This window comes from Bradyrhizobium sp. SZCCHNRI1029, assembly GCF_032487555.1.
Taxonomy (GTDB): Bacteria; Pseudomonadota; Alphaproteobacteria; order Rhizobiales; family Xanthobacteraceae; genus Bradyrhizobium.
In genome coordinates this window covers 1087193-1099747 of sequence record NZ_JAUEUK010000001.1, presented here as the reverse complement: position 1 = coordinate 1099747, position 12555 = coordinate 1087193, and the positions used below count along the sequence as shown (strand labels likewise).

At 65.4% G+C, this 12555-nt stretch carries 12 protein-coding genes; 4 read left to right on the top strand and 8 right to left on the bottom strand.

The genetic code is table 11. The features are described from left to right. Positions 1-124 precede the first annotated feature (124 nt). From QW861_RS05100 to QW861_RS05070, 7 genes are all read right to left on the bottom strand, one after another. Positions 125-856, bottom strand: coding sequence for an ABC transporter ATP-binding protein (locus tag QW861_RS05100; protein ID WP_315749359.1), 732 nt, complete (start codon positions 854-856; stop codon positions 125-127). Next, entirely contained in the window at positions 853-1686 is an 834-nt protein-coding gene (locus QW861_RS05095; protein WP_315714774.1) for an ABC transporter ATP-binding protein, read from the bottom strand. The genes QW861_RS05100 and QW861_RS05095 overlap by 4 nt, the downstream gene beginning before the upstream one ends. Beyond that, positions 1683-3011, bottom strand: coding sequence for a high-affinity branched-chain amino acid ABC transporter permease LivM (gene livM, locus QW861_RS05090; protein ID WP_315749360.1), 1329 nt, complete (start codon positions 3009-3011; stop codon positions 1683-1685). Before livM ends, QW861_RS05095 begins: the two co-directional genes overlap by 4 nt. 13 nt (positions 3012-3024) lie before the next feature. Continuing rightward, a complete protein-coding gene (locus tag QW861_RS05085) occupies positions 3025-3942 on the bottom strand; it encodes an ABC transporter permease subunit (RefSeq protein ID WP_315714772.1) in 918 nt (305 codons plus the stop codon). Between the two features lie 297 nt (positions 3943-4239). Continuing rightward, a complete protein-coding gene (locus tag QW861_RS05080; protein WP_316192763.1) occupies positions 4240-5319 on the bottom strand; it encodes a hypothetical protein in 1080 nt (359 codons plus the stop codon). A gap of 43 nt (positions 5320-5362) precedes the next feature. Next, on the bottom strand, positions 5363-7333 hold the full coding sequence (locus QW861_RS05075; protein ID WP_316192762.1) for a glycosyltransferase: 1971 nt from the start codon (positions 7331-7333) through the stop codon (positions 5363-5365). Next, positions 7333-8538, bottom strand: a complete 1206-nt coding sequence (locus tag QW861_RS05070) for an HlyD family secretion protein (protein ID WP_315714768.1) — start codon at positions 8536-8538, stop codon at positions 7333-7335. The genes QW861_RS05075 and QW861_RS05070 overlap by 1 nt, the downstream gene beginning before the upstream one ends. A gap of 437 nt (positions 8539-8975) precedes the next feature. Here QW861_RS05070 and QW861_RS05065 point away from each other — a divergent pair, with 437 nt between their 5' ends. Then, positions 8976-9521: a hypothetical protein gene (locus tag QW861_RS05065; protein WP_316192761.1), complete on the top strand. Its 546-nt coding sequence runs from the start codon at positions 8976-8978 to the stop codon at positions 9519-9521. Positions 9522-9543: 22 nt separating this feature from the next. Here QW861_RS05065 and pcaD read toward each other — a convergent pair whose 3' ends face one another. After that, positions 9544-10326, bottom strand: coding sequence for a 3-oxoadipate enol-lactonase (gene pcaD, locus QW861_RS05060; RefSeq protein ID WP_315749364.1), 783 nt, complete (start codon positions 10324-10326; stop codon positions 9544-9546). A gap of 231 nt (positions 10327-10557) precedes the next feature. Here pcaD and QW861_RS05055 point away from each other — a divergent pair, with 231 nt between their 5' ends. The 3 genes from QW861_RS05055 (at position 10558) to QW861_RS05045 (ending at position 12527) form a co-directional block, all read left to right on the top strand. After that, positions 10558-11004: a carbon monoxide dehydrogenase subunit G gene (locus QW861_RS05055; protein ID WP_315714765.1), complete on the top strand. Its 447-nt coding sequence runs from the start codon at positions 10558-10560 to the stop codon at positions 11002-11004. A 131-nt stretch (positions 11005-11135) separates the two neighbouring features. Then, positions 11136-11621, top strand: coding sequence for a (2Fe-2S)-binding protein (locus tag QW861_RS05050; RefSeq protein WP_172180444.1), 486 nt, complete (start codon positions 11136-11138; stop codon positions 11619-11621). Positions 11622-11669: 48 nt separating this feature from the next. Continuing rightward, complete coding sequence (locus QW861_RS05045; protein WP_316192760.1) at positions 11670-12527, top strand: xanthine dehydrogenase family protein subunit M; 858 nt, start codon at positions 11670-11672, stop codon at positions 12525-12527. Positions 12528-12555 lie beyond the last annotated feature (28 nt).

Below are 12555 nucleotides of genomic sequence, written 5' to 3'. Positions count from 1 at the left end.
ACGGCCCGAACGGCGGGCCGCAGACCGCGCGCATTGTGGCTGATTTTCCGGCGAAGTCACCGGCAATTTTTGACCACACCTACGAAGGACTAAGGCCATTCTGGCCGCGTTTTGAGGGCCCGCCTCAGTGGCGGCCGCCCTCCAGATAGGCAGCGCGGATCTCCGGTCGCTGCAGCAGCTCGGTGCCGGTGCCCGACAGCGTAATCAGGCCGTTGACCAGCACATAGCCGCGATGGGCGAGCTTCAGCGCGTGATTGGCGTTCTGCTCGACGATCAGCACGGTCAGACCGTCCTGGCGGTTGAGTGTCCGAATGGCGTCGAAAATCTGGCGGGCGATCAGCGGCGCCAAGCCGAGCGAGGGCTCATCCAGAAGCAGCAGGCGCGGCCGGCTCATCAGCGCGCGTCCGATCGCCAGCATCTGCTGCTCGCCACCGGATAGCGTGCCGCCGCGCTGGTCGACGCGCTCCTTCAGGCGCGGAAACAGGGCGAAGACGCGCTCCAGCGTGCTTGCCCGCTCCGCGTCGGTCGTCTCGCCGGCGTCGGCGCCCATCTGCAGGTTTTCCGCCACGCTCATGCGCGGAAAGATGCGGCGTCCCTCCGGCGACTGCGCGATGCGCAGCCGCGCGATCTGATGCGTCGGCACCTGTGTGATGTCGTTGCCGTCGTAGACGATGTTGCCGGAGCTTGCGCGCGGGCGGCCGAAGATCGACATCATCAGCGTCGACTTGCCGGCGCCGTTGGCGCCGATCAGCGCGACGATCTCGCCCGGCTTGATGTCGAGATCGACGCCCTTCAGCGCTTCGATCTTGCCGTAGGACGCGCGCAGATTGCGGATCGCGAGCAGGGACGCACTCACGCCTCGGCCTCCATCACGGCTGCGGCCTCTTCCTCGTCGGTGCCGAGATAGGCGGCGATGACCTTCGGATCGTCGCGGATCTCGCGCGGCGTGCCCTCGGCGATCTTGACGCCGTAGTCCATCACGACGACGCGGTCGGAGATTTCCATCACGACGCTCATGTCGTGCTCGATCAGCAGGATCGACGTGGCGTGATCGGCCCGGATCGACAGCAGCAACTCGCTGAGGGCCGCACTCTCGCGCGCGTTGAGGCCGGCGGCCGGTTCGTCGAGGCAGAGCAGGGCCGGCGAGGTGCACATCGCGCGCGCGATCTCCAGCCGACGCTGGTCGCCATAGGCGAGATTGCCGGCCGCGTCGTCGGCGCGGTCGATCAGCCCGACGCGCTTCAGCCAGAACACGGCCGCATCGATCGCGTTCCGCTCGGCCGCGCGCCACGAGGGCACGCCGAGCAGCCCGAGCACCGTCATGCCGGACGCGCGCATCAGCGCGTTGTGCTGCGCGACCATCAGGTTCTCGAGCGCCGTCATGCCCGGAAACAGCCGGATGTTCTGGAACGTCCGCGCCACCTTGGCCTGCTTGGAGATGTTGAAGTCCTTCAGCTTCTGCATCTCGAACTGCGCGCCGTCATCATGGGTCAGGCGGATGACGCCGGAGGTCGGCTTGTAGAAGCCGGTGATGCAGTTGAACACGGTGGTCTTGCCGGCGCCGTTGGGGCCGATCAGGGCCGTGATCTGCGTGCGTTGCGCGGTGAACGACAGCGCATTGACGGCGACGATGCCGCCGAAGCGCATGGTGAGGTTTTCGAGTGCGAGAATGGGAGCGGAGCTCATCCGTGGCCTTCCTTGACGAGGTCCGAAGAGATGCTCTTGGATTTTTCCAGGAATACGGTCGGCGCGCGATGGCCGACAATGCCGCGCGGCCGCCAGATCATCACCAGCACCATGGCGAGACCGAACACCAGCATGCGGTAGCCCTCGAGGCTTCTGAACAGCTCGAAGCCGCCGATCATGGCGAGCGCCGCCAGCGCGACGCCGAGCTGCGACCCCATGCCGCCGAGCACGACGATGGCGAGCACCAGCGCCGATTCCTGGAAGGTGAAGGATTCCGGGCTGATGAAGCCCTGGCGCGTGGCGAAGAAGGCGCCGGCGAAACCGCCGAACATCGCGCCGGTCGCAAATGCGGTCAGCTTGGTGGTGGTGATGTTGATGCCGAGCGCGCGGCAGGCGACCTCGTCCTCGCGCAGCGCTTCCCAGGCCCGGCCGATCGGCAGCCGGCGCAGCCGGATGGTGACCCAGTTGGTCAGGAGTGCCAGCGCCAAGATCAGATAGAACAGAAAAACGATGCGATGCGTCGGCGAGAACGGGATGCCGAGCATCGATGCAAGGCCGCCTTCGCCCGGTGCGAGCGGAATGCCGAACAACGTCGGTCGCGGAATCCCGGAGACGCCGTTGGGACCGCCGGTCACGTCCTGCCAGTTGATGAGGACGAGGCGGATGATCTCGCCAAAGGCCAGGGTGACGATGGCGAGGTAGTCACCGCGCAGCCGCAGCACCGGAAAGCCGAGCAGCACGCCCCAGAATGCGGCGAGAATGCCGGCGAGCGGCAGGCAGACCCAGAACGACAGGCCGAAGGTGGTCGAGAGCAGGCCGTAGGAATAGGCGCCGACGGCGTAGAACGCGACGTAGCCGAGGTCGAGCAGGCCGGCGAGACCGACCACGACGTTGAGGCCCCAACCCAGCATGACGTAGGTCAGGACCAAAATGCCGAGGTCGAGAATGTAACGCTGATTGTAGAAGATCACCGGCACCAGCAAGGTGAAGATCAGCAGCGCCGGCGCGAGATAGCGGCCGGCTACCGACATGCCGCTCCGCACGGACGGCGGCACGAAGCTGCCGAGGCCGCCGCGCGGTCCGAGCCACAGCCGCAGCAGCTCGACCGCGATCGAGCCGACGAACACCGCCACAACCAGGCTGGCGAGGTCGCCGAAGCGGGTCCAGTATACGAGCTGGCCGCTCTGACCCGCTTCGGTGCGGACGCCGACCATCAGGGAGAACAGACCGAGAGCGACCAGTGCGCTGAGAAAGGCCTTCTTGAGGATGAAGGCGGCTCCGACCGGTTCGGAGCCTTTCGACGAGGCGGGAAGGGACGCGCTCACGCGGACTCCATCTTCAGACTTTTTCGACTTCGGGCCGGCCGAGCAGGCCGGTTGGCAGGAAGATCAGCACCACGATCAGGATCGAGAATGCTGCGACGTCCTTGTACTCCACCGAAAAATAGGCCGACCAGAACGTCTCGATCAGTCCGATCGCGAGGCCTCCGAGCATCGCGCCCGGCAGCGAGCCAATGCCGCCGAGCACCGCCGCCGTGAACGCCTTGATGCCGGCGACGAAGCCCATGAAGAAATCGACCAGGCCGTAATACAGCAGGTACATCATGCCGGCGACGGCCGCGAGCGCCGCGCCGATCACGAAGGTCATCGAGATGGTGCGGTCGACGTCGACGCCCAGCAGTGCCGCCATGGTCTGATCCTGCTCGCAGGCGCGCATGTCGCGGCCGAGCCGCGTGCGGGATACCAGCCAGGTGAACAGCGCGAGCAGAACGATGGTGGTGATGACCACCACGATCTGGATGTTGGAGAGCTGGACGACGAAGCCGCCCGCGCCCTCGTGCAGCGTGTAGCCGCCGGTGATGATCGGCGGCACCGGCTTGACGCGCGCGCCCTGCGACACCTGCGAATAGTTGGTGAGGACGAACGACATGCCGATGGCGGACAGCATCGGCGCCAGGCGGAACGAGTGCCGCAGCGGGCGATAGGCGATGCGTTCGATGGTCCACCCATAGAGCGCCGTGATGGCCATCGACACCAGCAGCACGATCAGCAGGATCACCGGAACCGCGGTCAGGCCCAGCGACACCAGGACCAGGAAGCAGATCAGCGCGATGAAGCCGCCGATCATGAAGATGTCGCCATGGGCGAAATTGATCATGCCGACGATGCCGTAGACCATGGTGTAGCCGATGGCGATCAGGCCGTAGATCGAGCCAAGGACGAGGCCGTTGATGAGCTGTTGCGCGAAATAATCCATGAACTGCCGTGAGTGAGACTGCCGATACCGGTTCGCAACGCGGCGGGGGCCTTGTAGAGCGGGTGCCGGTATGCCTGGAGACGCACCCGCGCCCAAGGCGACGCGTGCGGCAGTACTAACAGTTCGGAACCGGGTGCCGCAACAGCGTGCAGTGCCACAATTGCGGGCTTATCCCGCCTCCTTTGATGGCGCGGTTCCCCTGCCTTCCTCGGGGCCGGCCGTCGCCATCAAATGACCGCTTGGGAACCCAGCACGTAGCGCCGAAAAGGAGGGTTCTCGCACCGGTTGCTGGCGCCGCTATATGCCGCTACCGCTGTCTTCCGTCGAACCAGGCACTTTTGCCATCAGCTTCGACTGGAGCCTGACCAAGGCGTCGCGCAGCCGCGTCGCCTCATCGTACCGGGTTTCCCGCGCCACCATGCCAGAAAACGGATCTTTCACCATGGTCTCGGCGGCCTGGGCAAGACGGCGCATCGGCGTCACCACCCATTTCGCGGCGAAATTGAGCAGCACCAGGATCGAGAACACGCCACCGGCAACGTTGAACCAAAACGAGCGCACAAGCTGGCGGGTCGGCACCATCGCGGCAACGGCGTCCTGCCGGATCAGAAGGGACCAGCCGAAGCTCGGCAGATCGGCGTACTTCACGGTGGGGAACGTGAGGGTGAAATAATCCTTGCCGTCGGGCCATCGCTCGATGAGCGCGACCGAGGCCCCGCGGCTTGCGGCCTGCGCCGAGCCGATCGTCAGTTGCTTGCCGACGAGATCCGGCGGGCCGAACAGCACGATGCTCTCGCGCGACAGCAACACCAGATCGATGTCGCGCGACGCCAGCGCCGCGACGGATTCGATCACCCATTTCCAATCGATCTGGGCCCCGATGACGCCGGCGGGGGCGCCGTCGTGCACGAGCGGAGCCGACATTGCGATCAAGCGGTCCGGTCCCGAAGCGGCCTGCAACATCCGGCCCAGGGCCTCTGATTCGCGATCATCGACCGCCGTCGGCACCCCGAGTCCATGCCGGAACCAGCGCAGGTCGGCGGCGTTTTGTCCTTCCAGCATCCGGTCCTTGCTCGCGATGACCTTGCCGCCGGAGTCGGCGATGCCGAGCCAGGCATAGCGCGGCTGGAACTGGCTCACGAACTGGATCTGCCGGCGCGCCTCGGCGACGTCGGCGGGGTCGATGATCGCGGCGAGCCGCGACACGTCGCTCCACGTGCCGTACAACTGTCGCGCCAGCAGGTTTGCGCTGAGCTCACCGCGCGTCCTCAGCTGCTCGATCGCGAGCTCCTCGCCGCGCCGCTGCAGCGACGCCGAATAGAGGATGGCAACGGCCAGCGCCGTCACGACGATCAGTGTCGTGCCGCCGAGGAACACCGCTGTCTGTAAGCTCCACCGTCGCCTCGTCATTGTCTTCTCCTCAATCGGCCACGGCTCGCGCGATTTCTTTCAGCATGCGGCCGAGATCGCCGCTGTCGGCGCCGGGCACTCCGCTCGCGGTGTGCAGCCGCTCGATGATCTGGGCGCGCTGCTGCGGCGTCACCGCAAATATGAGCCGGTAGCCGTCGTTCGTCGGAGCCGCGACCTTGGTCTGGATATCGCCGATCAGGGGCAGGGTGAGCGTGCCGATGGCGCCGGTCGCAAGGCCGACCGGACCGCTGACGCGTGCGCCGCCGGGGCCGAGATTGACGATCCAGCCGCGTTGCGGCTCGCCGTCGACCGTCAGGGTTATCGGCTCGACGATCTGGCGTTGCGGCCGGTTGTAGCGTGGACGGTCGATGCACACGGCGATCGCCACCGACAGCACCAGAATGTTGTAGATCGTCCAGAACATCACGACGATGACGCCGTCTCCCGCGGTCCCCGTGGTATTGAAGACGAAATCGGACGTCAGCGACACGATCATGCCACCGATCGTCAGCGCCATCAGGATCAGGAAGGGCCGCATCAGCGGCCATTGGACGATGATCTTGGCGCGGTCGCCGCCCTTGGCGGTCACCGAGAATTTGTGCGGACCGGGGGAGAGCAGGCCGAGAGCGGCGGCGCGGAGCACGGGCCAGGCGGCGACGATCTGCGAGACATCGTTGACGATCGGAATGAACAGTCCCTTGGACAGCCAGTTCAGCGTGTACATGATCGAGAGATAATAGGGGCCGTAATACCGGATGATATCGGCGATCGAGGCGTTCACCACCGTCACCCCGCCCCACCAGTAGAGCAGTGGACAGATCAGCGCGGCGAGGCGGAACGGATAGGTCGACGTCCAATAGAGCAGCGAGTCGAGCACGCTGAGCCGGTGGAAGAAATCGAGACCATGGGAGCCGAATGGATTGTAGACGTTGCGCACGATCTGCATGAGGCCGAGGCACCAGCGGCCGCGCTGCGTGACGTATTCCGCAAGGCCTTCCGGCGCCAATCCCTCCGACAACGCCTCGTTCAGGTACACGGTCTGGTAGCCGTGCGCGGACAGGCGCAGTGTGAGCAGGAAATCCTCGGTGACGCTCTCGGTGGGCACGCCGCCGATCATCTCCACGGCGGAGACGCGGAATATCGAGGAGGTGCCGCAGCACATTGCGATGCCCCAGGCGTCGCGCGCCGGCTCGACGTTGTCGAAGAAGTGGCGCTGCTCGTCGGGATAGGCCGCGCCGATGCCGAGATTGTGCTGGATCGGGTCCGGGTTGAAGAAGTGCTGGGGCGTCTGTACGAGGCCGACAGCCGGATCGTGGAACAACGCCAGCGTCCGCTCGACGAAGTCGAGATGAGGCACGAAATCGGCGTCGAGAACGGCGACGAAATCCGGCCGGTCCGCATCCGCCGCGCGCAGCCGCAAGGCATTGTTGATGTTGCCGGCCTTGGCGTGCGACTTGTCGGTACGGGCGACATAGCCGATGCCGTGCTCGGTGCAGTAATCCCGGAGCCAGGCCCGGCTGCCGTCGTCGAGGACGAAGACGCGCAACGCCGCATAGGTGATCGCCTTGGCGCCGACGATGGTTCGCTCCAGCACCTCGAGCTGCTCGTTGTAGGTCGTGATGAAGATGTCGACCCGAGGCGGCGGCCTCGGAAGCCACCAGCCGGCATGGCGATCAGCCTCCGTCGTCCGCTCCTTGGTCCTGGTCAGGATCAGGAAGGCGAAGGACGACGAAACAACGGTGAGCGCTTCGAGAATGGCGAAGCCCCAGCTGAGGATCCCATCCGGCGTGAGGCCGGGCGGAGCAAGGGTCTCGGTGAAGCGCCAGACGACATAGCGCCAGGCCAGCAGGATCGAGCCGCTGAGGAGCAGGGTCCGCCAGTACCATATCTTCGGGTCCAGGAGGGGCAACGCCAGGACGCGCAGCCCTACGATGATCGCAACGACTGCGAATGCGGACAGGAATGGTGACAGCGTCGGCATCAGTAGCCGTACCGGGCGACGAAGCCGCGCAATGCCGCGATCGGTCCGCTGGTGAAGATCACCCGGCCGGTGCGCCCGATGGCGCAGGACAGATCCGGCTGCTTGGCGAGATCTGGCACCGCAACGGTGACGTCGAAGCGCTGCAAGTGCTGCGGCGTCGGGCCGACAGCGAGATTGGCGTAGAGTTGCGAGGCGCCCGAGCCGCCGAGACGTGTCACCGTCCCATCGAATATCCGGTCGTCTCCGAACAGACGGAACTGCACCGGGGCGCCGATCGACAGGCGGGCGTAGAGACTTTCGGGAACGCTCGCGGTCACCACGAGACTGTTGCAGTCCACCAGCTTGACGAGATCCTGACCGCGACGGGCATATTCGCCATCGTCGACGAGGAAATCCCAGGCCATGCCCAGGACGCGGGCCCTCAGCGTCGCCGAGGTCAGCCGGTTGATCCGGACGCGTTCGGCGTTGATCTGCTGCTCGTATTGGACCAGGCGGGATTGGATCTGCTGCTCGTCCACGGCAAGTTCGGCGAGGCGCAGGTCGAGCTCGTGAATGCGCTGCATCGAGAACGGCACGTCGTTGTAGGAGTCGCCGATGAAGACCCCTGATTGCGCGGAGCCGAGCTCGGTCTCAACATAGTTGGTGCGCTGTTTCGCGCTTTCCAAATCCTGCTTGGCGATATCGAGCGAGGCGCTGGCCTGGTCGAGGCCGGCGACCGTCTGGACCCCGCGTTCCTTCAGCTCGTTGGCCCGCGTGAAGGTGAGATCCGCGAGCTTCAGCCGGGCGGCCGCGGCATCCTCCGCCGCCTTGGCCTCGGCGATGCGCGCCGCGATCTGGCGGACGCGGCCGGTCTTGTAGTTGGCCGACTGGGCCGCGAAGGCGGCCCGCGCCTGCTCGAGCGCCGAACGCTGCGCCGGAACCCGCTTGAGCGCGATCTTCTGCTCGTCACGGTCGCGCTCGAGATTGAGCAGGCGCGTGGTGTCGAACCGGTCGTCGACGATCTCGGCCATGAGTTCCCCGGCATTGACCCTGGCGCCGATATTGCTCACCCCCAGCGTCACGCGGCCTTCGATCGGCGCGCGCACGACGTAAAGCCGGGCATTGACGGTCGCGTCTCCCGAAGTTCCGGCGAAATGTTCGCCGACCAGGATGTAGAGGCCGCCGGCCAGCAGGAGGATGCCGATGAAGATCCGAGCTACTCTCATGCGGTACTCCCGCTCGGCAGCTGCCTGCCGCATCACGATCCCGCTGTGCGAAACGCAGCGGCGTTCGCCTCTAAGGTAGTATATCTGTTTCAGACTACTTTGACGCTAGTCAAGAACACCGATGGCGTGGCGCACAGAGTTGCGAGGCGCATGGACGTGAATCAGCGGCCGCCGACGGACGCAATGTCGGATGCGATGCAGATGTTCGAGGAGGCGTCGATGAGGCCCGGAAAGGCCGCTATCACGCGGGAATTCGGGGCCTGATCGGCGAGGTCATCAGCACGGTCTCTGCGGCGATTGGACGGTGGGCTCTCGCGCCCGTCGCCCCCCTGTTAAGGTAAACGAATGGTTTAAATTGCCGGGCGCGTTTGCCGGGCGTTAGCTCGTCTGGAAATCGGCCGGACGGGCGGTTTGTGGGATGCAAAGGTGGGCGTGACATGATCAAGGATTGCGTGATCAGGAATTGGCGGCTCAGCTGCGTCAACGGTGTGCTGCTGGCGCTCTATTTCGTGCCCGCCTGGACCATCATCGCGTTTCAGATCATGGTGTCGCCGATCCAGGGGTTGTTCGCGCGGCCGAATATCGCGGTGGCCTTGTTCATCAGCGACCACCTGCAGCTGTCGGGCATCGAGACGGTTCGCGCCGCCTGGCTGCTTGCGCTGGCGCGACTGACGGTCGCAGGCTTCTTCGCGATGTTCCTGGTGCTGATCCTGGTTCCGCGGGTGCGAAAGGTGGCCGGCTATGTCGAGGCACTGTCGATCGGGCTCGGCTTCGGCAGCATGCTCGCCTTCTTCAGCATGATCATGGCTGCCAAAGTCGGGGAGCCCCAGGCGTTGCGTCTGCATGCCACGGAACTCCTGATGCTGCTCGGCACGGCCATCGTCATGCTGGTGGAGAAGCCGACGACGCAAGCCTCGCCGTCTTCCGCATCCGCTTCGCCGAAGATGGAGCCCGCGGCGACGCCGTCGCCGCAGCAGGCATGACGCCCCGATCCATCGCGGTGCATCAGTGCTGGGTCAGAAAGCCCAGCACCGCATCGTTGAACTGGCCCGCCGCTTCGACATTCGAGATGTGCGCGGCATCGACGATGGTCATGCTGGCGCCGGGGATGCGGCTGCGGATTGCTTCCGCCATCGCGATCGGCGTCGATTTGTCGTAGCGGCCGGCCACGACGAGGGTCGGGCTCTTGATGGCCGGCAGATCCTCACGCAGGTCCAGGGCACGCAGCGCCGCGCAGCAGGCAAGATAGCCGCCGACAGGGGTGGCCACGAGCATTGCCTTCATCCGGTCGGCGACATCAGGATTGTGATCACGAAACTCCTGCGTCAGCCAGCCAGCGATGACCGTGTCGGCGATTCCAGCGAGTCCGCTGTCCTCGACCGCCTTGATGCGGGCGTCCCAGATTGCCGGATCGGGGTAGTAGCAGGTGGTGTTGGCGAGCACGAGCTTGCCGATGCGTTCAGGAGCATGGGCGGCGAGCCACTGTCCGACCATGCCGCCCATCGACACGCCGCACCAGTGCACCTTCTCGATGTTGAGGTCATCGAGAATCGCCAGCGCATCGCGGCCAAATCGCTCGATCGAGTAGGGCCCGGGCGGCACTTGCGATTTGCCATGACCGCGCCGGTCATAGCGGATCACGCGGAACACCTGCGTGAAGGCGCGCATCTGCGGCTCCCACATCTGCAGGGTCGAGCCGAGCGAGTTCGAGAGCATCAGGGTCGGCCCGCCGTCGCGGCCCTCGACGGTGACATTCAACAGACAGCCGTCGGCATCGATCATCGGCATGGGCGGAATCCTTGTCGCAGGCGGCCGCGCCGCCGGAGGAATCGTGCAGATTTGATGGCGAACTAACCACCGCCGCCGCCGTCTGCCAATCAAAACCCGACGGCGGCGAGGTCCGGAATGCTGCGGTGCCCGGCTTTTCTGCAACGCTTCCGGGCGCTGCTCGCCCTTCCTTTTGGGCGTTCGGTGCTTTACTTGAATGCCTCTAACCGCGCCAATCGGGGGGAGATGCACATGGCTATGACGATGACGGGCGAAGTCCAGCTGGCCGCTCCGCGAGAGCAGGTCTGGGACAAGCTGAATGATCCGGAGGTGCTCAAGGCCTGCATTCCCGGCTGCGAGGAGCTGGAGAGGACCGAGGATGGCGGCCTCCGCGCCGTTGCCAAGATGAAGGTCGGACCGGTCTCTGCGCGCTTCAAAGGCAAGGTGACCTTGAGCGATCTCGATCCGCCGAACGGCTACAAGATCTCCGGCGAAGGCGAGGGCGGTGTCGCCGGATTCGCCAAGGGTGGCGCGGTCGTCGCGCTGGCGGACAAGGACGGCGGCACGCTGCTGACCTACAATGTCGAAGCGCAGATCGGCGGCAAGCTGGCGCAGCTCGGCCAGCGGCTGATCAACGGCACCGCAAAGAAGCTCGCCGACGAATTCTTCGCCAACTTCGCCAAAGCCGTTCAAGGCTGACCGCAACCGACCCATGCGCGGCCGGGGGCGAGGTTGCCCGCCGCCGGGAGCGCCCATATGATGGTTTTCGACTGATTTTGCTGGGCTGCGCTGCAGTGCAACGCTGTCGCGCGGATAATAGAGAGTCCTGAATGGCCAAGATTTCCATGATTGTGAACGGTAATCCCGTCACGGCGAACGTCGACCCGCGGACGCTGCTGGTGCAGTTCCTGCGCGAGAATCTGCGCCTCACCGGCACCCATGTCGGCTGCGACACGTCGCAATGCGGAGCCTGCGTCGTCCATCTCGACGGCAAGGCAGTGAAGTCCTGCACGACCTTGGCCGTGATGGCCGATGGTCATGAGGTCAGGACGATCGAGGGACTCGCTGCCGACGGCGCGCCGCTGCATCCGATGCAGGAGGCGTTTCGCGAGCATCATGGCCTGCAATGCGGTTTCTGCACGCCGGGCATGATCATGACCGCGGTCGACCTCGTCCACCGTAAGGGACATGAGCTCAGCGACGAGACCATTCGCGAGGAGCTCGAGGGCAATCTCTGCCGCTGCACCGGCTATCAGAACATCGTGCAATCGATCGCCGCCGGCGCCAAGGCGATGGCCAAATCGGACCTCGCCTAAACGTCTGACCTTGCCTTAGTCGGCCCGCTGCGCACAGGACATTCCCCTATGTACGAATTCAAATATCATCGGCCGGCGACCGTGCGCCAGGCCGCCAATCTCCTCACCAAGAACGAAGACGCCAAGCTGGTCGCCGGCGGCCACACGCTGGTGCCGGTCATGAAGCAGCGACTCGCGAGCCCGCCGCATCTGGTCGATCTCTCCCATGTCGAGGGGCTCGATACGATCGAGGTGAAGGGCCGAAACCTCGTCATCGGCGCGATGGCGCGTCACGCCGACGTCGCCAACTCCGCAACCGTCGGCGAGGCCATTCCGGCGCTCGCCCATCTGGCGAGCCTGATCGGCGATCCCGCGGTGCGCCATCGCGGCACCATCGGCGGCTCGATCGCCAACAACGATCCGACCGCGGACTATCCGGCCGCATGCCTCGCGCTCGGCGCCACCATCGTCACCAACAAGCGCAAGCTGAAGGCCGAGGAGTTCTTCCTCGGGCTGTTCACGACCGCGCTGGAGCCGGACGAGATCATCACCAAGGTGAGCTTCCCGCTGGCCAAGAAGGCGGCCTACGTCAAGTTCCGCAACCAGGCCTCCCGCTACGCGCTGGTCGGTGTGTTCGTCGCCCGCCGTCCGTCCGACGTGCGCGTTGCGGTGACCGGGGCCGGCGGCAATGGCGTGTTCCGCGTCACCGCCTTCGAGGAGGCGCTGCAGAAGCGCTTCTCGCCGAAGGTGCTGGAGGGCATTACGGTCTCGGCTGAAGGCCTCAACAGCGATATTCACGGCAGCGCCGAATATCGTGCCCATCTGATCGGCGTGCTGGCGCGCCGTGCGGTCGATGCGGCCAATACCGGCGCCAAGGCCTCAACCGCGTCGGAGGGAGCCGCCGAACCCGAGGCTCCGGCTTCGTGACGGACGCGTGAAGAAGGAAGCGGTCTCG

Excerpts from the sequence above, each read along its gene's own strand:
- QW861_RS05095 (WP_315714774.1), bottom strand. The coding sequence starts at position 1,686 with ATGAGCTCCGCTCCCATTCTCGCACTCGAAAACCTCACCATGCGCTTC.
- QW861_RS05085 (WP_315714772.1), bottom strand. The coding sequence starts at position 3,942 with ATGGATTATTTCGCGCAACAGCTCATCAACGGCCTCGTCCTTGGCTCG.
- QW861_RS05075 (WP_316192762.1), bottom strand. The coding sequence starts at position 7,333 with ATGCCGACGCTGTCACCATTCCTGTCCGCATTCGCAGTCGTTGCGATC.
- QW861_RS05070 (WP_315714768.1), bottom strand. The coding sequence starts at position 8,538 with ATGAGAGTAGCTCGGATCTTCATCGGCATCCTCCTGCTGGCCGGCGGC.
- QW861_RS05065 (WP_316192761.1), top strand. The coding sequence starts at position 8,976 with ATGATCAAGGATTGCGTGATCAGGAATTGGCGGCTCAGCTGCGTCAAC.
- pcaD (WP_315749364.1), bottom strand. The coding sequence starts at position 10,326 with ATGCCGATGATCGATGCCGACGGCTGTCTGTTGAATGTCACCGTCGAG.
- QW861_RS05055 (WP_315714765.1), top strand. The coding sequence starts at position 10,558 with ATGGCTATGACGATGACGGGCGAAGTCCAGCTGGCCGCTCCGCGAGAG.
- QW861_RS05050 (WP_172180444.1), top strand. The coding sequence starts at position 11,136 with ATGGCCAAGATTTCCATGATTGTGAACGGTAATCCCGTCACGGCGAAC.
- QW861_RS05045 (WP_316192760.1), top strand. The coding sequence starts at position 11,670 with ATGTACGAATTCAAATATCATCGGCCGGCGACCGTGCGCCAGGCCGCC.